At 67.6% G+C, this 25,014-nt stretch carries 23 protein-coding genes; 4 read left to right on the top strand and 19 right to left on the bottom strand.

Annotation, left to right across the window (positions count from 1 at the left end; all coding sequences use genetic code 11):
- Window positions 1-15: 15 nt before the first annotated feature.
- From ACSQ3Y_RS11250 to ACSQ3Y_RS11235, 4 genes are all read right to left on the bottom strand, one after another.
- Window positions 16-795 carry an amino acid ABC transporter ATP-binding protein gene (locus ACSQ3Y_RS11250; RefSeq protein ID WP_436177333.1) on the bottom strand — a complete coding sequence of 260 codons (780 nt, stop codon included), beginning with the start codon at window positions 793-795 and terminating at the stop codon, window positions 16-18.
- Window positions 796-937: 142 nt separating this feature from the next.
- A complete protein-coding gene (locus ACSQ3Y_RS11245; RefSeq protein WP_436177332.1) occupies window positions 938-1,744 on the bottom strand; it encodes a transporter substrate-binding domain-containing protein in 807 nt (268 codons plus the stop codon).
- A 52-nt stretch (window positions 1,745-1,796) separates the two neighbouring features.
- Complete coding sequence (locus ACSQ3Y_RS11240) at window positions 1,797-2,450, bottom strand: amino acid ABC transporter permease (RefSeq protein ID WP_057200999.1); 654 nt, start codon at window positions 2,448-2,450, stop codon at window positions 1,797-1,799.
- 9 nt (window positions 2,451-2,459) lie between these two features.
- On the bottom strand, window positions 2,460-3,131 hold the full coding sequence (locus ACSQ3Y_RS11235; protein ID WP_057201000.1) for an amino acid ABC transporter permease: 672 nt from the start codon (window positions 3,129-3,131) through the stop codon (window positions 2,460-2,462).
- Between the two features lie 126 nt (window positions 3,132-3,257).
- Here ACSQ3Y_RS11235 and hemH point away from each other — a divergent pair, with 126 nt between their 5' ends.
- The 3 genes from hemH to ACSQ3Y_RS11220 all read left to right on the top strand — a co-directional run bounded on the left by hemH (window position 3,258) and on the right by ACSQ3Y_RS11220 (window position 8,302).
- Window positions 3,258-4,367, top strand: a complete 1,110-nt coding sequence (gene hemH, locus ACSQ3Y_RS11230; RefSeq protein WP_436177331.1) for a ferrochelatase — start codon at window positions 3,258-3,260, stop codon at window positions 4,365-4,367.
- Window positions 4,368-4,441: 74 nt separating this feature from the next.
- Complete coding sequence (locus ACSQ3Y_RS11225; RefSeq protein ID WP_436177330.1) at window positions 4,442-6,940, top strand: AAA family ATPase; 2,499 nt, start codon at window positions 4,442-4,444, stop codon at window positions 6,938-6,940.
- Between the two features lie 207 nt (window positions 6,941-7,147).
- Window positions 7,148-8,302 (top strand): ABC transporter substrate-binding protein, encoded by a 1,155-nt coding sequence (locus ACSQ3Y_RS11220; RefSeq protein ID WP_436177329.1) that lies wholly within the window; start codon window positions 7,148-7,150, stop codon window positions 8,300-8,302.
- 1 nt (window position 8,303) lies between these two features.
- Here ACSQ3Y_RS11220 and ACSQ3Y_RS11215 read toward each other — a convergent pair whose 3' ends face one another.
- Window positions 8,304-8,963: a glutathione S-transferase family protein gene (locus ACSQ3Y_RS11215; protein WP_428001870.1), complete on the bottom strand. Its 660-nt coding sequence runs from the start codon at window positions 8,961-8,963 to the stop codon at window positions 8,304-8,306.
- Window positions 8,964-9,127: 164 nt separating this feature from the next.
- Here ACSQ3Y_RS11215 and ACSQ3Y_RS11210 point away from each other — a divergent pair, with 164 nt between their 5' ends.
- Complete coding sequence (locus tag ACSQ3Y_RS11210) at window positions 9,128-9,373, top strand: hypothetical protein (RefSeq protein WP_057201007.1); 246 nt, start codon at window positions 9,128-9,130, stop codon at window positions 9,371-9,373.
- An 87-nt stretch (window positions 9,374-9,460) separates the two neighbouring features.
- On the opposite strand, the gene ACSQ3Y_RS11205 is transcribed toward ACSQ3Y_RS11210, so the two are convergent.
- The 14 genes from ACSQ3Y_RS11205 to ACSQ3Y_RS11140 form a co-directional block, all read right to left on the bottom strand.
- Window positions 9,461-9,814, bottom strand: a complete 354-nt coding sequence (locus ACSQ3Y_RS11205; RefSeq protein ID WP_428001871.1) for a hypothetical protein — start codon at window positions 9,812-9,814, stop codon at window positions 9,461-9,463.
- Between the two features lie 25 nt (window positions 9,815-9,839).
- A complete protein-coding gene (locus ACSQ3Y_RS11200; RefSeq protein ID WP_057264208.1) occupies window positions 9,840-10,550 on the bottom strand; it encodes an SDR family NAD(P)-dependent oxidoreductase in 711 nt (236 codons plus the stop codon).
- 51 nt (window positions 10,551-10,601) lie between these two features.
- Window positions 10,602-11,576 carry an alpha/beta fold hydrolase gene (locus ACSQ3Y_RS11195; RefSeq protein ID WP_428001872.1) on the bottom strand — a complete coding sequence of 325 codons (975 nt, stop codon included), beginning with the start codon at window positions 11,574-11,576 and terminating at the stop codon, window positions 10,602-10,604.
- Window positions 11,577-11,751: 175 nt separating this feature from the next.
- Window positions 11,752-12,912 (bottom strand): ABC transporter substrate-binding protein, encoded by a 1,161-nt coding sequence (locus ACSQ3Y_RS11190; protein ID WP_436177328.1) that lies wholly within the window; start codon window positions 12,910-12,912, stop codon window positions 11,752-11,754.
- A gap of 61 nt (window positions 12,913-12,973) precedes the next feature.
- The gene (locus tag ACSQ3Y_RS11185; RefSeq protein WP_436177327.1) at window positions 12,974-15,127 is read right to left on the bottom strand and encodes a D-(-)-3-hydroxybutyrate oligomer hydrolase; all 2,154 of its coding nucleotides are present in this window, start codon (window positions 15,125-15,127) and stop codon (window positions 12,974-12,976) included.
- 76 nt (window positions 15,128-15,203) lie between these two features.
- Window positions 15,204-16,277 (bottom strand): branched-chain amino acid ABC transporter permease, encoded by a 1,074-nt coding sequence (locus ACSQ3Y_RS11180; RefSeq protein WP_057264214.1) that lies wholly within the window; start codon window positions 16,275-16,277, stop codon window positions 15,204-15,206.
- Window positions 16,278-16,293: 16 nt separating this feature from the next.
- Window positions 16,294-17,325: a branched-chain amino acid ABC transporter permease gene (locus ACSQ3Y_RS11175; RefSeq protein ID WP_436177326.1), complete on the bottom strand. Its 1,032-nt coding sequence runs from the start codon at window positions 17,323-17,325 to the stop codon at window positions 16,294-16,296.
- Window positions 17,322-18,053 (bottom strand): ABC transporter ATP-binding protein, encoded by a 732-nt coding sequence (locus ACSQ3Y_RS11170; RefSeq protein WP_436177325.1) that lies wholly within the window; start codon window positions 18,051-18,053, stop codon window positions 17,322-17,324. Before ACSQ3Y_RS11170 ends, ACSQ3Y_RS11175 begins: the two co-directional genes overlap by 4 nt.
- Window positions 18,050-18,823 (bottom strand): ABC transporter ATP-binding protein, encoded by a 774-nt coding sequence (locus ACSQ3Y_RS11165; protein WP_436177324.1) that lies wholly within the window; start codon window positions 18,821-18,823, stop codon window positions 18,050-18,052. Before ACSQ3Y_RS11165 ends, ACSQ3Y_RS11170 begins: the two co-directional genes overlap by 4 nt.
- 92 nt (window positions 18,824-18,915) lie before the next feature.
- On the bottom strand, window positions 18,916-20,400 hold the full coding sequence (locus ACSQ3Y_RS11160) for an extracellular catalytic domain type 2 short-chain-length polyhydroxyalkanoate depolymerase (RefSeq protein WP_436177323.1): 1,485 nt from the start codon (window positions 20,398-20,400) through the stop codon (window positions 18,916-18,918).
- Window positions 20,401-20,559: 159 nt separating this feature from the next.
- Window positions 20,560-21,756, bottom strand: coding sequence for a substrate-binding domain-containing protein (locus ACSQ3Y_RS11155; RefSeq protein WP_057201079.1), 1,197 nt, complete (start codon window positions 21,754-21,756; stop codon window positions 20,560-20,562).
- Between the two features lie 153 nt (window positions 21,757-21,909).
- A complete protein-coding gene (locus ACSQ3Y_RS11150) occupies window positions 21,910-23,418 on the bottom strand; it encodes a sigma-54 interaction domain-containing protein (RefSeq protein WP_436177322.1) in 1,509 nt (502 codons plus the stop codon).
- Between the two features lie 35 nt (window positions 23,419-23,453).
- Complete coding sequence (locus ACSQ3Y_RS11145; protein ID WP_436177321.1) at window positions 23,454-24,062, bottom strand: DUF2325 domain-containing protein; 609 nt, start codon at window positions 24,060-24,062, stop codon at window positions 23,454-23,456.
- A gap of 260 nt (window positions 24,063-24,322) precedes the next feature.
- The gene (locus tag ACSQ3Y_RS11140; RefSeq protein ID WP_436177320.1) at window positions 24,323-24,976 is read right to left on the bottom strand and encodes a TetR/AcrR family transcriptional regulator; all 654 of its coding nucleotides are present in this window, start codon (window positions 24,974-24,976) and stop codon (window positions 24,323-24,325) included.
- Window positions 24,977-25,014: the final 38 nt, after the last annotated feature.

Here is a 25,014-nt window from a genome sequence, read left to right as displayed (position 1 = left end):
TTCACCCACCACAGCTCAATGCGCGTGATGGGAAGAGAGTATCTGGCCCAGGAACTGGCGGGTCTTCTCGTGCCGGGGCTGGCCAAAGAACTCGGCCGGCGGCGCCTGCTCAAGAATCTTGCCATCGGCCATGAAGATCACCCGGTCGGCCACGCTGCGGGCAAAGCCCATCTCGTGGGTCACGCACAGCATGGTCATGCCGTCCTCGGCCAGACCGATCATGGTGTCGAGCACTTCCTTGACCATTTCGGGGTCCAGGGCAGACGTGGGCTCGTCGAACAGCATCACCTTGGGGGCCATGCACAGCGCGCGCGCAATCGCCACACGCTGCTGCTGCCCGCCCGACAACTGGCTCGGGTGCTTGTGCGCCTGCTCGGGGATGCGCACGCGCGTGAGGTACTTCATCGCCACCTCCTCGGCCTCGGCCCGGCCCATGCCGCGCGACCGCATCGGTGCCAGGGTGCAGTTTTCCAAGATGGTCAGGTGCGGGAACAGGTTGAACTGCTGGAACACCATGCCCACCTCGGCACGCACGGCATCCACGTTCTTGCCGCCGGCCGTCAGATCGATGCCGTCCACCTCGATGCGGCCCTTCTGCACGGCCTCCAGCCGGTTGATGCAGCGGATCAGGGTGGACTTTCCCGAACCCGACGGGCCGCAGATCACGATGCGCTCGCCGGCGCGCACCGACAGGTCGATGTCGGTGAGCACCTGAAAGCTGTCGAACCATTTGTTGACCCCCTCCATGCGGATGATCGGCTGCGTGCCGGGGGTGCTCGTGACTGCGTCCGTCATGGGAATGGGTCTCCGGCGTACTGGTATTTGGAGCGGATAACAAAATTGAGCGAAGCGGTTCTGGCTAGGCGCTGCGTCGCAGGCAGTACGGGTAGTACGACAAGACGCGGCAACGACGCCAGAAGAGTTTTGTTGGCCGCTCTTACTGCAGCTTGGGCAGGTCGGTTTCGAGCCACTTGCGGTAGAGCTTGTTGAGCTCGCCATTGGCCGTGTTGCGCGCCACGAACTCGTCCATGGCCTTGTGCAGCTCGTCCTGGCCAGGCCGCATGGCAATGCCCATGGCCTGCTGCAGCAGGTTGAACTTGTTCTCGAAGGTGTTGGCGGGCACGCGCTTGGCGATCTGCGCCGCCACGGTGACCGAGCAGCCGATGGCGTCCACCTGGCCCGAGATCAGCGCCTGCATGGCCGATGCGTCGTCGTCGAAGCGGCGGATCTCGGTGCCCTCGGGTGCAGCCTTGGTGACCGCCACGTCCTGCGTGCTGGCGCGGGCCACGCCCACGCGCACGCCCTTGAGGTCGGCCGCGCTCTTGATGGTGCTGCCCGTCTTGCCGTACAGCACGATGGTTGCGGCCGCATAGGGCTGCGAGAACTGCACCTGCTTGGCGCGCTCGGGCGTGATGGCCAGCGAGGCCACCAGCACATCGACCTTGTTGGTCAGCAAGAAGGGAATGCGGTTGGGGCCGGTGACAGGGACGATGTTGACCTTGACGCCCAGGTCCTTGGCCAGCAGCTTGGCGACGTCGGCATCGTAGCCATCGGGTTGGTTCTGCGCGTTGGTCGTGCCATAGGGCGGAAAGTCCACCAGCATGCCGATGGTGATCTCGCCCTTCTTCTTGATGTCGGCCGTGCTCTGCGCGGACGCCAGCGGGGCGAAGGCGGTGAGCGCGGCGCCCAGGCCCAGGGCGGCCAGGGCAGCAGTGGTGGTGCGGCGATAGTGCGAAAAGGTCATCTCATGTCTCCTGTGTGGTTGGTATGGAATGCACGCTCGGGAAAAGAAGGATTCATCGCGCCAGCACCCGGGCGCGCTTGCGCTCCATGCGCGCGGCCAGCAGCGACAGCGGCCAGCAGATAACGAAGTACAGCGCCGCCACAGTGGTGAACACGTGCAGGGGCTGGAAGGTCGCGTTGTTGATGATCTGGCCCGCCCGCGTGATCTCGGTGAAACCGATGATGGCGGCCAGCGAGGTGCCCTTGATGATCTGCACCACATAGCCCACGGTCGGCGGCAGCGCGATCTTGAAGGCCTGGGGCAGCACCACGAAGCGCATGCGCGAGAGGTAGTTCAGGTTCAGCGCCTGCGCTGCCTCCCACTGCCCGCGCGGAATGGCCTCGATGCAGCCGCGCCAGATCTCGCCCAGGAAGGCCGCGCTGTTGAGCACCAGCGCAATGCCGGCGGCCAGCCAGGGGTTGATGTCCAGCCCCAGCACCGGGGCGCCGAAGAAGATCAAAAACAGCTGCAGCAGCAGCGGCGTGCCCTGGAACACCTGGATGAACAGGGTGGCGGCCCAGCGCGCGGCAGTGTTCTCGGACGTGCGCGCCAGCGCCACCACCAGGCCCAGCAGCGAGCCGCCCACGAAGGCCATGGCCGACAGCGCCAGCGTCCACTGGGCGGCCTGCACGATGAACCAGAACTCGGAAACTCCAAAGGTGCGCATGGCCGGTCCTCAGCGACGGTCGGGGTAGTTGAGCGTGCGCTGATAGATCAGCTTGAACAGCCCGGAGAACGACACGGCCAGCAGCAGATAGATGGCTGCCACGACGATGTAGATCTCGAAACTGCGAAAGGTCTGCGACTGCAGGTTGGCCGCCACCGAGGTCAGGTCGTCGGCCGAGATCACCGAGACCACGGCCGAACTGAGCATCAGCAGGATGAACTGGCTGGTGAGCGCCGGGTAGATGGCCTTGAGCGCCGGCTTGAGCACGACGAAGCGAAAGATCTCCCAGGGCTTGAGGTTCAGCGCCCGGCCAGCCTCGATCTGCCCCTTGGGGATGGACTCGATGCCCGCCCGCACGATCTCTGCCGCGTAGGCCCCCAGGTTCACCACCATCGCGGTCAATGCCGCCGTATAGGGCGACCAGCGCAGGCCGATGGACGGCAGGGCAAAGAAAAAGAAGAACAGCTGCACGATGAAGGGCGTGTTGCGGATCAGCTCGATATAGGCATTCACCACAAATCGCACCCAGGCAGGCCCGGATGTCTTGCCCCAGGCACAGGCGATGGCCACCACCAGCCCCAGCACCGTCGCGGTGAGCGACAGCTGCACAGTGATCCAGGTGCCCTTGAGCAGCAGGGGCCAGGCGGCAAAAACGGATTCGAACTGGAATTGGTAGTTCACGGCAAAAGCCTGTCAGGTGGCATGGCAGGAGTTTATGAAACCGGTTTCATTTGCGCATGAGGGGTTTCCCGGAGCCCCCTTCTCCCTCCAGGAGATGGCTGGTGAATGCCTGGGCCACAATGCCGCATGCGTTTTCAACCCGAACCCCCTTTCACCCACGGCCAGCCCGAACGCACCGCCATCCTGCTGTGCAACCTGGGCACGCCCGACGAGGCCACGGCGCCGGCCGTGCGCCGCTACCTGGCGCAGTTCCTGGCGGACCACCGCGTGGTGGAGATCCCCAAGCTGGCATGGCTGCCCATCCTGCACGGCATCATCCTGCGCACCCGCCCCGCAAAGTCGGCCGCCAAGTACGCCAGTGTGTGGACGCCCGAGGGCTCGCCCCTGGCGGTGTGGACAGCGAAGCAGGCCACGCTGCTGCGCGGCTGGCTGGGCGAGGCCGGCCACCAGGTGCTGGTGCGCCATGCCATGCGCTACGGCAACCCGTCCATCGCCAGCCAGCTCAATGCCCTCAAGGCCGAGGGCGCCACGCGCATCCTCATCCTGCCGCTGTACCCGCAGTATTCGGGCACCACCACGGCCAGCGTGTTCGACGCGGTGTACGCCTGGGCCGCGCGCACACGCCATGTGCCCGAGCTGCGCTTCGTGAACCGCTACCACGACCATCCCGGCTACATCGACGCGCTGGCCCGCAGCATCGAGGCGCACTGGAAGGTGAACGGCCAGCCCGACAAGCTGGTGATGAGCTTCCACGGCGTGCCCGAGCGCACCCTTACGCTGGGCGACCCCTACCACTGCGAGAGCCTGAAGACCGGCCGCATGCTGGCCGAGCGCCTGGGCCTGCGCCGCGAACGCTATGTGCTCACCTTCCAGTCGCGCTTTGGCAAGGCCAAGTGGCTGGAGCCCTACACCCAGCCCACCATCGAGGCCCTGGGCAAGGCCGGTACGCGCCGGGTGGACGTGGTCTGCCCCGGCTTCACCAGCGACTGCCTGGAGACCCTGGAAGAGATCAACATGGAGGTGCGCGAGGCCTTTTTGCATGCGGGTGGACAGGAGTTCCACTACATCCCCTGCCTGAACGACAGCAGCCACTGGATCACCGCCCTGAGCCGCGTGGCGCAGCAGCACCTGGCGGGCTGGCCCACGCAGGTGGAGGATGCCGCCACACAGGCCGATGCGCGCGAGCGCGCACTGGCGGGCGGCGCGCCCCAAGGCCCCACCCCAGCAGGTCGCTGACCGGTACGGTCCCCGCCCGCCCAATCTTCCCCACCTCCCCATTTCCCCCGCACCGCTCCCCTGAATTGCTTTCCATGCCCGCATCCGCCCGCGCCCTTTCTGCACACCAACTGCGGCTGACCGTCGACCCCACCACGCTCGGCTTTGCCAGCACGGCCGAGCTCACGGGCTTGCCCCTGCCCTGGATCGGCCAGGAGCGCGCCGAGGCCGCCGCCCGTTTTGGCCTGGCCATGCAGCAGCCCGACTACCACCTCTTCGTGCTGGGCGACGTGGGCAGCGGCCGTGCATCGCTGCTGCACCAGGCCATGCTGGCCGAGGCCGCGCGGCGCCCCGTGCCGCCCGACCTGTGCTACCTGCACGACTTCGATGCACCGGAGCGCCCGCGCGCACTGCGCCTGCCTGCGGGCCAGGGCCGCCTGCTGCGCCAGGCCCTGGCCGACATGGGCACGCGGCTGGAGGCCGAAGTGCCCCAGCACCTGGCAGGCCCCGCCTTCCTGGCCGATGCGGCGCGCATCGAGCAGCGCTGGCAGGTGCAGGAGCGCGAGGCGCTGGCCGCGCTCGACGCGTTTGCGCTCGCGCGCCAGTTGCGCCTGGTGCGCGACAACGGGCAGATGCTGGTCACCCCCCTGGGCCCGAGGGGCCAGCCCCTGTCCGACGCGGAGGCGCGCGTGCAGCCGCCCGAGCGCCGCGCCGCCATCGAACGCGACGAGGACGCGCTGCGCAGCGAGATCGAGCGCTTTGCCCAGGCCATGCGCCCGCTGGAGCGCGAACGCGACGCAGCCCTGGACGCCCTGCGCCGCACAGTGATCACGCCGCTGGTGCAGCAGGCGCTGCAGGCCGCACGCGGCATCGCCGGCCAGCAGGCGCCGCACGCCGGGCGCCTTGCGCAATGGCTGGACCAGGTGGAGCGCGCCTTGCTCGGCAGCATCGACCTGCTGGAGCCCTACTACGGCGACAACGAGGCCGACGCCGAAGCCGACCGCCGCGACGACCTGGACGCGCTGCTCGCAAAGTGCCGCGTGAACCTGGCGGTGGACAACGGCGGGCGCAGCGGCGCCCCCGTGATCGTCGAGGACAACCCGCAGATGCGCAGCCTGATGGGCAGCATCGACCACGGAGCCAATGCCGACGACGCCGACCCCGGGCAGGCCGACGTATCGGCCATCCACGCCGGCAGCCTGCTGCGCGCGCATGGCGGCTTCATCCTGCTGCACCTGCACGATCTGGCCGCCGAAGAGGGCCTGTGGCCACGCGTGCGCCGCTTTTTGCGCAGCCGCCGGCTGCAGATCACTGGCGAGGCGAGTGCCGACGGCCCAGGCCCCGGCGGTGGCGCAGGCTTGCAGCCCGAGCCGGTGGATGTGGACGTGAAAATCGTCCTCATCGGCTCGGTGGACGAGTTCTACGCCCTGCAGGACAGCGACCCCGAAGCCGCACGGCGCTTTCGCGTGAAGGTGGACTTTGCCGACCGCTTCATCGCCACTGCGGCGTCGCACCGCGCCACCGCCATCTTCGTGGCGCACTGCTGCGTGCAGCGCGGCCTGCCGCACTTCGTCCCCGAGGCCGTGGCCCTGCTGATCGAGCAGAGCCACCGCGAGGCCGACGACCAGGGCCGGCAGAGCGCCCGCTTCGCCCAGGCCGAGGCGCTGGTGATCGAGAGCGCTGCCCAGTGCCGCATGCGCAGCCCTGCCGATGCCACGGCCCTGGTGCAGGCCGCCGACGTACAGGCAGCTCTCGCCGCCCAGCGCCTGCGCCACAACCAGACCGAGGAAGAACTGCACCAGACCCTGGTCGAGGGCGAGTGCCTCATCACCCTGCACGGTGCGGCCGTGGGCCAGGTCAACGCCCTGTCGCAGATCGACCTGGGCGACTACCGTTTCGGCTTTCCCGTGCGTATCACGGCGCGCAGCTTCGCCGGGCAGGAGGGGCTACTCAACATCGACCGCGAGGTCCACATGTCCGGCCCCATCCACGACAAGGGCGTGCTCATCCTGCACGGCTACCTCACGGCCCTGTTCAGCCATGTGGCGCCGCTCGCGCTCAATGCCTCCATCGTGTTCGAGCAGGAGTACAGCGGCGTGGAGGGTGACTCCGCCTCCTGCGCCGAGCTGTACGCGCTGCTGTCCAGCCTGTCGGGCCTGCCGCTGCGCCAGGGCATTGCGGTGACGGGTGCGCTGAACCAGCACGGCGAGGTGCTGCCCGTGGGCGGCATCAATGAAAAGATCGAAGGCTGGTTCCAGGCCTGCGCCGCGGCAGGGCTCGACGGCACCCAGGGCGTGCTCATCCCCGCGCGCAACCAGCGCCACCTGATGCTGTCGCGCCCCATCCTCGACGCAGTGGAGCGCGGCCTGTTCCACGTCCATACGGTGCAGCATGTGAGCGAGGGCATTGCCCTGCTGACGGGTGAGGCATCGGGCATGGCGCCAGGTGCCGTGCTGGCGGCCGATGCCGCCGGTGATGTGACCCAGACCGTGCTCAGCCGCGCTGAGCAGACTCTGCGCGCCTACCGGCGTGCGTGCCAGAGTGCGGGGCATACGCGGGTGGGGCGCGCGGGGCGCAGACCACGGCGCGACTGAAGCCAGACCCTGCCAGGTAAACCCGTGTCCACCGTGTGACAAAGGGCCAATCGGAGTCACCAACGTGACGCTCCAGCCGCCTCCTGCAGTGTTTTCCCCGACCCATTGTGGTGCATGCGCGCTCGATACTGGCTGCGCCGCCGGTCCATTGCGCGCACCCTGCGTGCAGCGATGGAAGGGCGCAGCACTACAACAGGAGACACGCCGATGCACCCCTTCTCCACGCCCCTCGCGCCTGCCCTCACGCGCCGCCGGGTGCTGTCGTCAGCAGCGGCCACCGCTGTCGCCCTGCCCGGCTGGGCACTGGCACAGCAGACCGAGCCCTGGCGCATAGGCCAGACGGCCGCGCTCACGGGCCCGCTGGCCTTCCCGTTCGTGGAGATGAACAAGGGCATCGCAGCGGCCTTCCAGGAGGTCAACGAGCGCGGCGGCATCGACGGGCGGCGCCTGCAGTTCACCAGCACCGACGATGGCGGCGACCCGGCCAAGGCCGGAGCCAACGCGAAGAAGCTGTTGGAGGAGGACAAGGTCTTCGCCCTGCTGTCCTGCGGCGGCACCACCAGCGTTATGGGCGCGCTGCCCGTGGCCATGGCGGCCAAGGTGCCGGTGATCGCGCCGGCAACGGGGTCGGACGCGCTGCGGCCGTTCAACCCCCTGGTGTTCCATGCGCGCGCAAGCTATTCGCAGGAGCTCCACAAGATCGTGCAGCAACTGGGTTCCACGGGCTTCACCAAGTGTGCTGTGGCCTACATCGACAACCCCTTTGGCAAGGCCACGCTGGCGGCCTTCGATGCGGCGGCCAAGGCGCACAACAACAAGGACTGGAAGGCCTTTCTGTTGCCCGAGACCGAGGAAGGCGTGGCACGCACGGTGGACGAGATCACGGCCTGGCAGCCCACGGCCTTGATCTCGCTGGCCGTGGGCGCAGTGGGCATACCGTTCTACAAGGCTCTGCGCCTGCGCGTGAAGGCGCCTGCGTTCTCGATCTCGTTCCTGGGTTCGCGCCCGCTGCTGGCGGCGCTGGGCGAGTCCGCGCGCGGCATCACCGTGGCGCAGGTGGCACCCAACCCCGACAACGTGGCCAAGCCCATCGTCAAGGCCTACCGCGATGCGCTCAAGGCCAGCGCCGCCAGTGCCGAGCCGGGCTATTCGTCTCTGGAGGGCTACCTGAGCGCGCGCCTGATGATCGAGGCCCTGCGCCGCGCGGGCCGCACTGCATCGCGCGAGAAGCTCATCGAGGCGCTGCACACCATGCGCCCCTACGACATGGCCGGATTCGAGCTGCGCTATGGGCCCCAGGACCACAACGGCACGGACTTCGTGGAGCTGTCGTATTTCAATGGGGAGCGGTTTCGGCGCTGAGTCACCCGGCTTTCGCGCTTGCCGTGAACACGGCCAACTGGTCCGCAAACGCGCGCTGGTAGGCCGGCCGCGCCTCGCCACGTGCTATATAGGCCAGCAGACTGGGCTGCTCCTGGAGCAGTGGCGATGCATCGCCCAGGCGGCGCAGCACGGTCACCATCAGCAGGTCGCCGGCACTGAAGGTGCCACCGTCCAGCCAGTCGGCCTCGCCCAGGCGCTGCGCCAACTCGGCCAGGCGCACGCGCACCCGGTCTTCGAGCATGGACTGGCGCTGGGCGTACCAGGGTTTGTCATGCTCAAGGATCTTCGCGGCTCCCCATTCGACGATGGGCGGCTCGACCGTGTTGAGCGCGGCGAACATCCACATGATGGCGCGCGAGCGTGCATGGGCCTCGTCCGGCAACAGGCCTGCACGGCTCTGCGCAATGTGCAGCACGATGCCACCGGTCTCGAACAGCGCCAGGCCGTCTTGCTCATAGGTGGGTATCTGCCCGAACGGATGGAGCGCCCGGTGCGCGGGCGCCTTCATCGCTGCAAAGGACACGAGGCGCACACCGTAGGGTTGCCCCACTTCCTCCAGCGCCCAGCGCACGCGCATGTCGCGCGCCAGACCCCGGCCGCGGTCGGGCGAACGTTCGAAGGCGGTGATGGTGGGTTGCATCGGAGCGCTCCTGCAGAGGGACTGGGACCATTGTTCCACCCACGCGCTGGCCCAGCCGTGTTGTCCACGTAGGACATCCGCTCGTGTTGCGCCGGGAACCGCTGGATTGGGTGTTGGCGTGGGTAGGATGGGGCATCGTTCAATCAGTTACACCCCATCACACCATGCCTGCGATCGGTCTCCCCTGGCCACCCAATCTCCAAATCGACGGATCGACCTACCTGGTCCGACCGCTGGCGCTGGCTGCGCCCTCGAATGTGCCGGAGCGGGTTTTCATCTTCGAGGAGGACGGCTCACCCGTGCTCACCGTGCGCCGTGCCTGGGCGAGCTACCCCGAAGCACTCTACACCGCAGAGCAGAAGCTCCGGGAGCATTTGGCGCCAACGCCGATCAATGTGTTTGGCGGCTGAGGAGCGCGCCGTTCGCGAAGGCAGCAGGGAGACCTTGATCCACGGACCCCACGGCAGTGCAGCCTTTTAGGCGCTGCAATGCCAAGCTTATTCCTCTACCGACTCGCGCATGATCCCACGGGCCACACAGCACTGGTGCAGTTCGCTGGTGGCCAGCATGCCCTGCTGCAGCGGGTAGGTGACGCGGGCCACTAGCCACTCGTCATCCGGCTCAGACAGTATTTCCCCCGACCGTCCGGCGCCCAGCGCCGTCCAGAACTGCAGTACCCCGATGGCATCCGTGTTGGCATGGGCGAATCTTCCGTGGGCCACCTTGCGAGCGCGGGTGAATTTGAAGGTTTCGGATTGGGTACGCATCGGCTTTGCAGAACAGAGAAACAGCGAGGACAAAAAGCCTTCGCATGGTGTACTGCCTGTACCGAACTCTGTGTAGGCGAACACCGCAAATATCCCTTGCGGGGTGGCCTTACCAGGGCAATGGCTGCCCGCTGTATGCGTAGAAACCACCCGTGCATTCGGGCGTGAGCCCATCGATCACACGCAGCATGTCGGCCGCCGCGTCCGCCGCCGGCCGGCCGATCTCGGCGCCGCGAAACGGGGCCGACAGGTCCGAGTCCACGGTGCCCGGGTGCAGTGCCACCAGCACGGCCTGTGGGTTGCCGCGCTGCACTTCGATGGCCGCGGTCTTGAGGAACATGTTCAGCGCCGCTTTCGAGGCCCGGTAGCTGTACCAGCCGCCCAGGCGGTTGTCGCCAATGCTGCCCACCTTGGCCGACAACACCGCCAGCACGCTGCGGTCCTTGGCCAGCAGCGGCGCAAAGTGCGCCATGACCAGCGCCGGGCCCATGGCGTTGGTGCGCAGGCAGGCCTGCATCTGCGCATAGTTGAGCTGACCCAGGCGCTTTTCGGGCATGCCTTCGGGGCCGTGCAGCATGCCGGTGGCGACGATGACGAGGTGAAACGGGCCCCGCGGCGCCAGCGCTGCCGCCGCCTCGGACACAGTGGCTTCGTGCTCGAAATCGATGGGTGGCACCGTGCTTCTTCCCAGCCCGACCACCAGCGCACAGCGCGGGTCGGCCTGCAGGTGCTGCACGAAGGCACTGCCGATACCGCCCGAGGCACCCAGGACAAGGGCGCGAAAGCCTTGCGGGAACGAACGCAGGTGGTCTGTCAGCATGTCAAAGGGAGGCCCATACCCCCATCATGCACCAGGGCCAAGCCATCGTTCTCAGGGCCATTGCAGCCGGGTGGGTGCCCGATACTGCGAGCGCGGCAGCGCGCTGGCCGCAGGCCCACCCGCCGTGCGCACCAGCGCAGCCTCTGCAGCCCCGGGCTCCTGCACACCATGCACGAAGAACCGTTCCACCAGCGCATAGTGCTCGGGCACATTCAGGGCCGGGGCATGGCCGCAACCGGGCACCTCGATCACGCGGGCCTGGCCACGGGCGCCCGGGCCGCGCGTGAGCATTTCGATGGTGGTCTCGCGCAGCACCAGGTCCGAGTCTTCGCCGCGCAGACACAGCACGGGGATGTCCAGCGCGTCGTAGTGGTCCCAGATCAGGTAGTCGTTGGCGTGGTGGGTGAACTGCTGCACCATGGCCGGGTCGTAGTGTGGGGTCACGCGGCCGTCGGGCAGGCGGCGGGTGCTGGTCTCGGTCAGGCGGCGCCACTGCGCATCGCTGAGCCAGCCATAGGGCTGGTAGACCTGGCGGAAGAAGGCCTCGAGCTCGGCCACCGTATCGAACGCGGGCGGCTGGCCCGCATAGGCCTTGATGCGCCCGAGCGCATCGTCGGCCAGGCGCGGCGCGTTGTCGTTGAGCAGCAGGCTGCGGATGCGGCCCTTGAGCCCCGGCTCGAACAGACCCGAGGCGCACACCGTACCGATGGCCCCGCCCATGGAAGTGCCCACCCAGTGCGCCTGCTCGATGCCCAGTGCGTCGAACAGCCCGGCCGCGATGCGCGCGTAGGAGCACAGTTGGTAGTCCTGGGCCGGCTCACGTGCCCACTGGCTCAGGCCGCGGCCGATGGTGTCGGGGCAGATCACGCGGTAGCGGGGCGCCAGGTGGGCGGCCAGATCGTCCATGTCGCGGCCGGTGCGGGCCAGGCCGTGCCAGGCCACCACCACCGGGGCATCGGGCGCGCCCCATTCGGTGTAGTGGATTTCATAGCCGGCGCAGGTGGCATAGCGCGATAACGGAGTCATGGTGGACAACCTTGTGAGTCAGTGGATGGATTGTGGGTTGCCGGAGGGCGAGCTGCGGTGTTCAAGCGGCTCACAAAGCTCAGCGAAGCGGTCCTGGCTAGGCGTTGCGTCGCAGACAGTACTGAAAGTACGGCAAGACGCAACAACGACGCCAGGAGAGTTTTGTGAGTCGCGCTCATTTCATGAGGCGCCCGTTGGCGCCGATGACGGTGACCTCGACATACCGCGAGCCGAGGCGGTTGGTGGGCGAATAACCCAGGCTGATGCCGCCCAGGTCGTAGTTCTGCAGCGATTCGAGGGCCTTGACCACCTTGGCCCGCGTGGGCGCGGGGCCGGCGCGGCGCAGCGCCTCGACTAGCACCTTGGCACCCAGGAACTGCTCGAAGCTGGTGTAGTTGACCTCGGCCTCGGGCGCGTACTTCTTGAGCAAGGTCTGGTATTCGCGCACCACGGGCAACTGCGGACGAAAGGGATACGGCACCACCTGGCTGATGCCCAGGCCGTGCGCGTTCTTCAGGCCGGCGAGCTTCACGAGTTCGGTCGGGTCCACCACCGAGATGTTGTACAGCTGCGCGCCACCGCCCTGCTCGCGGTAGCGCTGGATGAAGGCGGCCGCGGGCTTGTTCATGGCGATCATGATCACGGCATGCACGTCGGCCGCCTTGATGGCCTTCACGGCATCGTCCACCTTGTCGGTGTTGCGCTCATAGCCGGCCGAAACGACGAGCTTCAGGTTGCGCCGCGCCAGCGCCGCCTCCACCCCCGCCAGGCCTGCCTTGCCGAAGCCATCGTCCTGGTACATCACTGCCACGCGGTTCATGCCCAGCGTGGTGAGCTGCTGCACCATGTGCTCGGCCTCGTCGCCATAGCCCGCACGCACGTGGAAGATCCAGGGGTTGAACGGGCTGCGCAGCGACTCGCCGCCCGTATAGGGCGCCACCAGCGCGGCACCGCCCTGCTCCAGCACACCGTCGGTCAACAGCTGCGTGACGTTGGCCGTGCCGGCAAAGCCGTAGAGCGCCACCACTTCGGGCCGGGCCAGCATCTCGCGCGTCAGGCGCACGGTGTCGGGCACCTTGTAGCCGTCGTCCACCACCCACTGGCGGATGGTGACGCCATGCACGCCGCCCTGGGCGTTGATGGCGTCGAAGTAGATCTTGCCGCCCAGCACCATCTGCGTGCCCGTGCTGGCCAGCACGCCCGACAGCGGCGCCACCTGGCCCACCACCAGCTCGGCGGCGCGCACGGGCACTGCCATCAGCGCCAGCAGCCCCGTCAGTCCGAGTATCCCCAGGGCCGCGCGCATGCAGCGGCCCCATGTGTTCCATGTGTTCATGTCCGTCCTTTGTGCCACCGGGTGCGGCAACGCGCCCGGCAGCTTTGTTGTTGTAGGGTCGTTATTCGGGGATCGCGATGGCTCCGGCCGCGGTCACGGCGATGGCGTTGCCCGCAGTGGGCACATCGGCCAGCGGCGGCAAGTTGGCGGCAGTGATGGCCGGGGCGCTGCCCGGTATGCCGCCACGCGGCACGGTGCGCACCACCTGGCTGGCCGGCAGCGCCTTGCCAGTGGCCAGATGGTCGTACACGGCGTCGAGCGCGCGGTTCAGGTAGACATGCAGCGGCACATAGCGCGTGTCGTAGCCGGGCAGCACCGTGGGCAGGCCGATGAAACTGTCGAAGTGCTGGGCGTTGGCCACCTCCATGTAGCTGAGCTTGCTGGCCGCCCCTTCCACGCGCTTGTTGAGCGCGGTGTAGGGGCGCGAGGTGTGGCTCACGGGCAGCAGCGCATCGGCGCGGCCATGCACGATGATGGCCGGCTTGCCGCGCAGGTTGCCATTGCGGCGCGTTTCATCGACACCGGCCTGCAGCTTGCGCGCCGCGGCATCGCTGCCGGTGACCAGGTTGCGCAGGCACACGGCACCCTCGGTGTTCCAGTCGAAAGCGCCGCTGTCGGCCACCGACAGGAAGTCGCGCGCCGGGCCCTGCTTGGCGCGGTTGTTGATGAGCTGCACGCCGCCCGCCGGGGGCACGCCGTTGCCGGTGGCGAACATGCCGGCCAGCGCAGCCGGTGGCGCCAGCGGGGTGACCGCACCGGCCGCCGTGGCCCCCGCGTAGCTGAAGCCGCACAGGTGGTCCTGCACGCTGGCGCGCGAGAGCGAGTTGGCAAAGGTCACGGCCACGGCGGGCGCCACCTCGAAGGCTGCGAGCGAGGCATGCAGGTCATTCGACTCGGGCTCCCAGCCGTAGGCGCGCAGCTTCTGCAGCGATTCCTCGGCCTGGGCCGCCGTGGCGTCGGCCGTGAGCAGGCCGCGTGCGCGCAGGGCCGCGCAGCGACCCGGTGCGATGGGCAGGGCCGCACCGGCAAAGCCTGCGGCGAAGGCCGCCGCATACGGGCTGGTGCTGACCGAGGGCGCGAGCGAGGCGCAGGCCTGGTACAGGTTGGCCTGGGTGGTGTAGTCGATCAGCGGGCGGCCCGTGACGGCGATGGCGGTGCCGCCGCGCTGCACCGTGACACCCGGGTTGGCAGGCAGCTCCACCGCAGGCTCGGACACGGCCACGCCGCTGATCAGGCCCTGGGTATCGAGCTCGGCCGCCGCAATCGCTGCCCCGCCGCCATTGGAAATGCTCGACGCGATGACGATGGTGTTGCCCGGTGTGAGCGACTTGATGCGCTGGCCCGACACGGTGAGCGCGCCGTAGCGCTCATTGAGCAGGTAATAGCCGAACTCCACGGCCTGCAGCGTGGTCGTGCCCCAGTCCTTCTCGGCGTTCTGGCCCGAGTGCGCGTGCTTGAAGGCGAAGCGGTTGGGCGTGGCGGTGTTGAAGGCGGCCAGTTGCGAGGGCGTGAGGTTGGCGTTGAAGGCCGCGTTCTTGCCGGCCGCTGCGGCCGTGGTGCGCGTGCCGTCGATCAGCGGCACGGTGTCGTTCTGCAGGTCGTGCGGGGCGGCGCCCGTGCCCTTGTCGGAGTAGGCCACGGCGCAGCCGCGCTTGAGGCCCCACTCCCCGGTGGAGATGCCGCCGTACACACCGCGCGAGCCCGATGCGGTGGCCGTGATCATGCACGGCCGTGCAGGGTTGAAGCTGTCGGGCACCTGCACCATCAGGGTCACGTTCTGGCGCCCGCTGCCATCGTCGGCATAGGCGATGTACTCGGTACCGGGCACCTTGCCCTCGCCGGTGGTCACGCGACCCTGGGCATCGACGTTGGGACCATACAGCGTGCCGTAGCCGCCGGCGGCCGTCATGTCCAGCATGGCGCGGTAGTTGTTGTAGATGGCGGCGCGGCGCAATTCGGCGCCGGTGGGCTTGAGCGCATCGGCATAGGCGGGTGGCGTGGCCGAAGCCAGGCCACTCGCACCCAGGCCGGCGGTCAGCAGGTCGTTGCTGCTGCCGTCGTAGCGGGTCTCGGTGATGCTGCCAAGGTAGGCGGGCCGCGTGTTCACCCCGCCCGTGCTGTCACTGCCCCCACCGCCGCCGCAGGCTGCGAGCACTGCGGCGGACACGGCCACCATCGTGGTTCTTTGCGTCGTCTTTTTCTTCAGGCAATTCATTGCGCTTGTCTCCGAGTTGTGTTTTTCTGAACTTCTGGAACGCAGCTTCACCCCGGCCAGGTTGCGAGCCTGGCCCTTACGCCGCCTTGCGCGCTGCTGCCGCGCGCAGGCGTCCCACCACACCGGTGGGGAAGTAATACACCGACAAGACGAAAAGCACACCCAGCCACAACAGCCAGCGGTCGGGCGAGAGCAGCGCCGACAGCCAGGGCAGGCCCGAGGCGGCCTCGCTTGCGAGGCGCAGCAGGTCCTGCAGATAGCTTTGCGCAATGAGGAAGAGCACGGCGCCGATGGCCGAGCCGTAGATGGTGCCCATGCCGCCGATGACGACGATGAGCAGGCAGTCCATCATGATTTCGAAGCTGAGCGAGGTGTCCGGCCCGTTGTAGCGCAGCCAGAGCGCGAGCATGGCGCCCGCGCAGCAGGCGAACAGGGCCGACAGCACGCTGGACGTGGTGCGATACACCACCACGCGGTAGCCAATGGCCTCGGCGCGGAACTCGTTCTCGCGGATCGCCTGCAGCACGCGGCCGAACGGCGAGTTGACGATGCGCAGCAACGCCAGCACCAGCACCACGGCAATCACAAACAGCAGGTAGTAGCACAGCAGCCGCCCGTCGAGCGTGACGCCCAGGAAGGGCTCGTCGAAGGGCTCGAAGCTCGGCGACAGGATTTCGGGCACCTTGAAGGTCAGTCCATCCTCACCGCCCGTGATGTCCGACAGCTGCGAGGCCAGCGTCTGGAACGCAGCCGCCACGGCCAGCGTGATCATGGCGAAGAAGATGGCGCGCACACGCAGCGAGAACAGCCCCACCGCGAGCGACAGCAGCAGCGAGAGCACCAAGGCCCCACCCAGGCCCACGGCCAGCGCCGACCAGGTGGGCCCCATGCGCGTGGTGGCCACCGCAATGCCATAGGCCCCGATGCCGAAGAACATGGTGTGCGCAAAGCTCACGATGCCGGTGTAGCCCAGCAGCAGGTCGAAGCTGGCGACCAGCACCACGAAGATCAGCACCTTGGCCGCGACAGAGAGCGCCTTGACGCCAGGGAACAGGAAGGGCGCGAACGCCAGCCCGAGGAAGATGGCGACGAGGATCACCGCCAGCACCTTGCTGCGCGGGTAGTCGCCGGAGAGAAGTCGGTTCAGCATGTCTTGGGGCTCCTCTTCAGCGGTTCGCGACCGGATAGACGCCCTGTGGACGCCACAGCAGGATGGCCACCATCAACGCGATGTTGGAGAACAGCGCCACCTTGGGCACCAAAAAGCCGGTGTAGTTGGCCATGAGCCCCACCAGCAGCGCGCCGATGAGCGCACCGCCCGTGGACCCGAGGCCGCCGATGATGATCACGATGAAGATCAGCACGTTGACCTGGGCGCCCATCTGCGGCACCACGTTCTGCTGGTACAGGCCCCACATCACCCCGCCCAGGCCGGCCAGGGCCGAGCCCACGACGAACACGCCGATGAACAGGCGCCGGATGCGGTAACCCAGCGACTCGACCATCTCGCGGTCCTGTACGCCGGCACGGATGAGCAGGCCGACCTTGGTGCGCGACAGCGTCCAGGCCAGCACGGCAAAGACCAAGAGGCCCACGGCCACCGCCACCAGGCGGTATTTTTCGATGGCCGCATCGCCGATGAGCAGCGCGCCGCGCATGCCCTGGGGCAGCGGCAGCGGGATCTGCTGCGGGCCCCAGATGACCTTGATCAGCTCTTCGCCGATGATCATGCCGCCCATGGTGATGAGGATCTGCTTCAAATGCTGGCCATACACGGGCCGCACGATGAAACGCTCGAATGCCAGGCCCACGGCCCCCGCCACAGCCATGGCCACCAGCATGGCGGGCAGCACCGCCACCATGTTGCGCCACAGCTGGTCGGAGCCGGTCCAGTCGCCCATGGCACCCAGCACGCTGGTGGCCACGAAGGCACCGAGCGCGATGAACACGCCGTGGCCGAAGTTGAGCACGTCCATCAGGCCGAACACCAGCGTCAGGCCCGAAGCGATGATGAAGATGATCATGCCCATGGCCAGCCCCGCCACGGTGAGCGTTAGCCAGGTGCTGGGCGAGCCGATGAAGGGCAGCACCAGCAGCGCGAGCGCGGGCACCAGGGCCAGTGGCTTCCAGTCGAAGTCGCGCAGCATGGCCTTGCCGGCCGCGCCGGAAGTGGGTGTCGTTGTCGTCGCGGTGCTCATAGTGCCAACCCCAGCAGCGATCGCTGCAATGCCTCGTCTGCGGCCAGTGCGGCCATGCTGCCCGCATGCACCACCTGGCCGTTGTCCATCACGGCCACGGTGTCACCCAGCCGCTTGGCGAAATTGATGTTCTGCTCGACCAGCAGGATGGTCACGCCGCTCTTCTTGAGCTGGTCGAAGGCCTCGATCATGTTGTTGATGATCGCGGGCGCCAGGCCCTTGCTGGGCTCGTCCACGATGAGCAGGTCGCGCGGCTCCACGATGGCGCGGCTCACGGCCACCATCTGCTTTTGCCCGCCCGAGAGCTTGCCCGCAGGGTGGTTCCAGAACTTCTCGACCGCAGGGAAGAGCTTGAAGATCCATTCGAGCCGGGCGCTGTCCATCTGCGCGGCGTTCTTGGCACTGCGCGCGGCCAGCAGCATGTTCTCCTTGACCGTGAGGTCGGCGAAGATGCCCATGTTCTCGGGCACGTAGGCGATGTTCATGCCCGCGATCTGCGGGGTGTTGAGCGCCGTGATGTCGCGGCCTGCAAAGTGCACGCTGCCCTGCGATGCATGCCACAGTCCCATGATGGTGCGCAGCGTGGTGGTCTTGCCGGCGCCGTTGCGGCCCAGCAGCATGGTGAGTTGGCCCTTGGGCACGGCGAGATGAACGCCGTGCAGGATGTGGTAAGCCCCGATGTGGGTGTGCACGCCCTTGAGTTCGAGCAGATTGTTGGTGGTCGTCATGCAGTGGCCTCCTTGGTGACGCCCAGGTAGGCTTCCTGCACCACGGGCGAGGCGATCACCTCGGCCGGTGCGCCGTCGGCCACCAGGGTGCCGTTGGTCAGCACGATGATGCGGTCGGCCAGCTCGCGCACCACGTCCATCTTGTGCTCCACCAGCAGGATGATCTTGGTCTTGTCCTTCTTGAGCTCGCGGATCAGGTTCAGGATCACGGGGGCCTCGTCATGGCTCATGCCGGCCGTGGGTTCATCGAACATATAGACCTGCGGCTCCAGCGCCATGAGCAGCGCCACTTCGAGCTTGCGCTGGTCGCCGTGCGGCAGGCTGGCCACGGGCGTGTCCTGCCGGTCCAGCATGGCCACGGCCTGCAGGATGGCGCGGGCGCGGTCCGTCAGCTCGCGGTGGTCGCTCCAGATGCTCCACAGGTTCAGCCCCCGGCGGTGCTTGCCCTCCTGCGTGGCCTGCACGGCCAGGCGCACGTTCTCCAGCACGCTGAGGTTGGGGAACAGGTTGGTGAGCTGGAAGGCGCGGCCCAGGCCCGCATGCGTGCGCGCCGAGACCGACTGGCCCGTGAGGTCCTGCCCGCCCAGGGTCACGCTGCCCGCGCTGGCGCGCAGCTGCCCCGAGATGAGATTGAAGTACGTGGTCTTGCCCGCGCCGTTCGGGCCCACGATGGCGGTCAGCGTGCCGGGCTCAAAGGAGCAGGTCACGGCGTTGACCGCCACGTGGCCGCCGAAGCGGATGGTCAAGTCCTTGGTGGCCAAGGTGCTCATGGGAGGTGCTTCACTTTCACGGTCGTCGTCTTTCAGGGGTGCCGGGCGCCCTGCCCTTTGTGGTGCCAGGGCGCGCGGCGTTCAGCGCATTGTCAAGGGCAGGTGCCGATGACGTAGTAGTTGGGGCTGGTCTGTTTCAAGGTCTTGGTCACGAACACGTTCCACAGCCCCATCGCCTGGTTGGATCCCAGCGCAAAGGTGTAGCCGCCGGCCACGTAGGCGCGGCCCGCCATGGTGTGGGCGTAGTTGCTGGCCGTCGTGCAGGTGGCGCCGCCACCAGACGCAGCCAGCGTGGTGCCGCTGGCTGCGGCCGATGCGGCGCCTTCGGCGCCATTGCCATCGGCGGCGCGCACCGTCCAGCTGTAGGTGGTGGATGCGGCCAGGCCGGTGTCGGTGTAGCTGGTGGCGTTCACCGGCAGGGCGTTGACCTTGTTGGCATTGCGGTACACGTTGTAGCTGGCAGCGCCCGAAACGGCGCCCCAACCCACCACGATGGAGCTGGCCGTGGCGCCCGAGGTGTTCACGCCCGTGGGGGCGGGCAGCGCGGGGTTCGTGGGCGGGTTGGTCGTGCCGCCGCCGCTTGAGACCTGGTCCACCATGGCCTTGATGGCCACCATCTGCGGGCCGGACTTCTTGGCGTAGTTGGCGTTGTCGTAGCCCCACCAGTCAAAGCAGCTGTTGGTGGCCGCCAGGCTGGTCTGCGGGTAGAGCATCACGATGTTGTTGCTGTCGGCCCAGCGGTTGTAGCCGGTGTTGCGCACGTACTGCTGCTGCACGTCGCTCACGTTCTGCTTGCAGCCGTGCAGCACCACATGCAGCCGGCAGGTGGCCGTGCCGCCGGCCTGACAGGCCTGCGGGATGTAGGCCCAGCCGGTGGTGGCCATGCCGTGGTTGGTGATGAACTGGTTCTGGTTGAACTCGACATAGTTGCCTGCGGGCAGCGTGGCGTTGTTGCGCGCGTTGAGCGTGCCGTACAGGTGCTGCAGCATGGCGCCGGCCAGGTCGAAGTTGCAGTCGCTGATGTAGGGCGCGCCCTTGGTGGAGCAGCCGTTGCCATAGTCATCGGTGACCATGGCGTGCTCGGCCGCGATGTCCTTCTTGTAGACCACGTTGGCCGCCGGCACGAAGCTGTTGTAGTAGGTGCGCAGCGCGTCCATGGATCCCGTCTTGACCACGCTGTCGAGCGTGCCCGAGAACAGGTAGACCTTGGACGCCTGCAGGTTGGCCACCGGATCGATCAGGCCCTGGCTGGCCCAGGTGTTGGTGGTGTTCACCAGCGTGCTGGTGGGGATGCTGGCGGGGGTGACCATGCAGCGGCCGGTGGCGTTGACGATGGAGCCCTCGGCACAGTAGAACGGCCCGCCCGCGACCACGCCCGCGCCCTTGGCGAAGGTGGCCGAGTAGGCCACGTGCAGCTGCACGGCCATGAAGCCGCCAGCCGACAGGCCCGACACGGTGGTCTGCGTCTTGTCGATCTTGAGCGCGGGCAGGTTGACCGCCGCGAATGCACTGCCCATGCCCATTGCCGCGATGGCAGCGGCGGTTGCGGCCGACCTGAGAATGAAGTTGAAAGCCATTTGTCTTGTCTCCAAATAATTTTGAGAAAAACCGAGCCAGCCCCCGTGTAATCCGGGGGTTCATGCATCAATTCACTGGAAAAAAAGGGGCGGCCGCCCCCGCGGGATGGATCCCCGCTGGGCTGAACGGACGTCAGCCAGCGGGGCCACGCAAACCGTTTATCGCTTGTTGCGAATCGGCACTTGCATCTCTTCAGGCTTGATCTCGCGCACCAGCTCGGGCACGCCCCAGGCAAAAGCCGGGTCCACCTTGATCTTGAAGTGGTACATGCTCTGCATGGCCTGGTGGTCTTCCTTGCGGAAGGTCATCTTGCCCTTGGGGGTCTCGAAGCTCATGCCCTCCATGGTCTTGATGAGCTTGTTGGTGTTGGTGTCGCCGTTCGTCGCCTTGAGGGCCGTGACCAGGGCCATGGCCGAGCTGAAGCCGCCGGCGGTGAAGAAGTCCGGCGGGGTCTTGAACTCCTTGTAGTGCGCGGCCACCAGGGCCTCGTTCACCGGGTTCTTGGGGATGCCGAAGTAGTAGTAGGTGGCGCCTTCCATGCCCGGGAAGTTCTTGTACGCAGCCATGGCCGGCAGAATGTTGCCGCCCGTGGCGATCTCGATGCCATAGCGCTTCAAGTCCATGTCGGCGATCTTGAACGGGTTGCCGGCGCCGGCCCAGATGATGAAGATGACCTTGCGGCCGGGCACGTCCTTGAGCTTGTCGATCAGGCGCTGGGCACCGGCGGTGAAGTCGGTGGTGGTCGTGGGCAGGTACTCCTCGTGGGCCAGCTTGGCGTTCTTGAGCGCGTCCTTGAAGGCCTTCACGCCATCGCGGCCAAAGGCATAGTCCTGTGCCAGCGTGGCCACGGTCACGCCGGCCTTGTCGATGGCCACGGCGTTGGAGATGGCGTCCTGGCTGCTGTTGCGGCCGGTGCGAAAGATGTACTTGTTCCACTTGTCGCCGGTGATGGCGTCGGCCACGGCGGGCTCCACCAGCAGGATCTTCTTGTACTCCTCGGCCACGGGCAGCAGGGCCAGAGCGACGCCCGAGGACGTGGGGCCCACGGCGATGTCGGCCTTGTCGTCCGAGTAGGCCGAGGCCAGCAGGCTCTTGCCCAGGTCGGGCTTGCCCTGATCGTCCTTCTCGATCACGACGAGCTTCTTGCCGTTGACGGTCATGCTGCCGCCGGTGGCGTAGTTCAGGCCCATCAGCAGGCCGGTCTGGGTCTGCTTGCCATAGGCTTCGAGCGGGCCGGTCTTGCTGTAGATGTGGGCGATGCGGATCTCGCCGGACTGGGCGAACGCGGGTGCGGAAAGCGTGGCGGCTGCGGTAACGGCGGCGGTGGCGAGTGCGACCAGGGTGCGACGGTGCATGGCGATGTCTCCTTTGTAGTGATGCCTGAACATTGCACAGTTCATGCCAGCGCACAAGCTGTTGATTTGCAAGAAACTTTTGCTGACACCTGGACAGCAATGTCTGAATTTTATACAGTTGATTTGTCTGAATTTCAGGCATTTGCCTGAAATTCATTCAGGGTTTTCCAGACGTCCATAGAGTGTGGCGCGCGAGATTCCAAGCTGCCGCGCCGTGGCCAGCTTGTTGCCGCCATGGGCTTTCATGGCGGCGTGGATGGCGCGCTGCTCCAGCTCGGCCACCTGCTCGGCCAGGGGGCGCAGATAGCGCGATGCGTCCTCGGCCTCGGCCACCACCACGGTGGTGTCCTGCACCGGCGCGGCAGGCTCGACACCCGCCTCGCGCAGGATGCGCTCGAGCTGCGCGGCGTCGATGGACTGGCCTTCGCTGCGCATTACGGCCTGCTCGATCACGTTGCGCAGCTCGCGGATATTGCCGCGCCAGGGCTGGCCCGCCAACAGGGCCATGGCAGCGGGCAGCAGCTCGGGCGGCGGCGTGCCGTTGCGCAGCGCCAGGTCGTCGCCCAGCGACTCGACCAGCGCCGGGATGTCGCTGCGCCGCGCACGCAGCGGCGGCACGCGCACGGGCAGCACGTGCAGGCGGTAGAACAGGTCTTCTCGAAAGCGCCCTTCGCGCACCTGGGCCGCCAGGTCACGCGAGGTGGCCGCCAGGATGCGCACGTTGAACGGCACCAGCTTGTTGGAGCCCAGGGGCTCGATCTCGCCCTCCTGCAGCGCACGCAGCAGCTTGGCCTGCAGGCTCTGCGGCATGTCACCGATCTCGTCGAGGAACAGCGTGCCACCATCGGCCAGCTTGAACTTGCCATCGCGCCCCTTGGCCGATGCGCCGGTGTAGGCACCGGGCGCCACGCCAAAGAACTCGGCCTCCAGCAGCGTATCGGGCACGGCGGCGATGTTCACGCTCACGAAGGGGCCGCTGGCGCGGCTCGACGCGGCGTGGATGGCATGGGCCAGCAGTTCCTTGCCGGTGCCCGTCTCGCCCAGCAGCAGCACCGGGCTGCTCGACTGCGCGGCACGCCGCGCCTGGCGCTTGACCTCGGCCGCGGCCGGGCTCGACCCGATGAAGCTGGCAAAGGTGTATTTGGAGCGCCGCTCGCCGTCGCCCGCCACCGCCAGGCTGCGCCGGCGCTGGCTGGCCAGTTCGCGCCGCGCGTCATCCAGATCGCGCTGCAGCAGCGCGAACTTGCTGATCAGCGGCTGCAGCGTGGTCTCGGGGTGGTCGAAGAGCACGATGCCGATGGCACCGATGACGCTGCCCGCATCGTCGCGCAGCGGGATGCGGCTGACCACGAAGGTGCCGGCCTTGTTGGTGAGCAGGTCGATCAGCACCGGGTTGCCGGTCTCCAGCACGCGGCGCATGCCGGTGTTGGGGATCACCTCCTCCACCATGCGGCCCACGAACTGGTCCACCGACGAGAAACCCAGATCGGGCAAAAAGCGCTGGTAGCCTTCGTTGACCCAGACGATGCGCCCGCTCAGGTCCACCAGGAACATGCCCTGGCTGACGCTGGAGAACAGGTGGAACATGGACCGCGCCGCGAGTTCGAGAATGCCCTGGGCATCCAGCGGCAGTGCAGGGGCGTCGTCGATGAGGGGGGGCATGTGCGGATGGTAGCAAGCCCGCCACCCGCCCCGGGTCAATCCGCCGTGGCCGGTGCCTGCAGGCCGCTCACCGCGCGCAGGCCGCGCGCCATGCGCAGCACCACCACCGGCTTTGCCGCTTCTGCCGCGCCGGCACCGAGCGGCGGGTCCACCAGGATGCAGGGCTTGCCGGTGCGCCGGCAGTGGTCCTGCACGCGCCAGTACTCGTCGTGGCTGATGCAGCCCGTCTGGCAGATCACGAGGTCGGCCGCCGCCAGGCTCGAATCGAGCGCCGGCGATGCCGGGGCCAGGGCCTCGGGGGCGGCCTGCGCCTGTTGCTCCACCTGTGCCGCCGCCACGGCCTGCAGGCGCCAGCGCAGGCACTCGCGCGAGAGGCTGGTGATGCGCTCGGCCAGCGCCGCGATGTGGCGCGTCATGTCGCGCCGGCGCGTCAAGCCCGGCTGCGCGGCCTGCAGCTGCAGCAGTTCGTCCTGCGCCATGGCCAGCCGCGTGTCGCGCACCACCACGGCCGCGCGCAGGCGCACCACCTCGGCCCGCAGCTGCTCAAGCTCGCCCGCCTGCTGGGCCAGCGCATCGCTGCATCGCGTCTGCGCCTCGCCCAGCTGGCGGCACAGCACCAGGAACTCTTCGGACAGGGTATGCATGCACCATCCTCGATAATAAGAATGATTCGCATTTTATGATATGATTTGCCCGTCTGAGCAAGCTACCTGGTGGGGGGCACCCAAGGAAGCGAGTCCTTTGTGCCTGGCTTGCGAAGTTTGCTGGGCGGGCAAGGTCGGGGCGTACCCAGGACCATCCAAGTACGCCAGGGCCTGCCCGCCACCCCTGCAAACCATGGACCACAGCGGTCACGCCGCCGTGCACAGGATCTCACCCGCTGGCCCGCCCTGCCCGCGTCGCCTCAGCCGCGCAGCGGCGACACCCCTGCGAAGAACACCTGCGCGATCGAGGCGATCTCCTCCTCGTCATCGAGCGCCATATCCGGGGCCAGGACCAGCCGCGACACCAGAAACCCGATGTTGAGCGCCAGAAAGCGCCGGGCGAGTGCTTCAGCCGCGACGTCACTGCGCAGGCGCCCGTGCTGCTGCAACCGGTCAAACAGGGCCACCAGCGGCCCCCACACCGCCGGCTTCCACTGCGCGACAAAGCGCCCGCGCAGGCCTTCGTCCCGCACCAGTTCGACCAGAAGCAGGCGCGTGAGCTCGGGCGCGGTCTGAAGCGCGGTGAGCCGGGCGCGCAGCAGCGCCCGGTGCCAGGCCACCAGATCACCGCCATAGGCGGCGATGGCCTCGGCCAGCCCTGCCAGCGATGCCGGGGCCAGATGGGGCAGCACCGCTTCGGAGATCACCGCCTGGGCCAGCCCCTCCTTGGAACCGAAGTGCTTGAACAGGGTGCGCTCGGTGGTCTGCGCCTGCGCAGCCACCTGGCGCGTGGTCGTGCCACCGATGCCCTGGGTGCTGAACAGCTGCGCCGCGGCCCAAAGGATTTCTGCGTGCAGCGCGTCGGAACGGGGGCGACCGCGGGGAGCCGGGTCCGATGGGGGCGAGGAAGTCATGCACCAAGTATAGCAATCGCTTTACTTCTTCCACCAGA

The organism is Acidovorax sp. LjRoot66 (genome assembly GCF_964253305.1).
In the GTDB taxonomy this organism is placed as follows: Bacteria; Pseudomonadota; Gammaproteobacteria; order Burkholderiales; family Burkholderiaceae_C; genus Acidovorax.
This window is presented reverse-complemented; position numbering and strand designations above follow the sequence as displayed.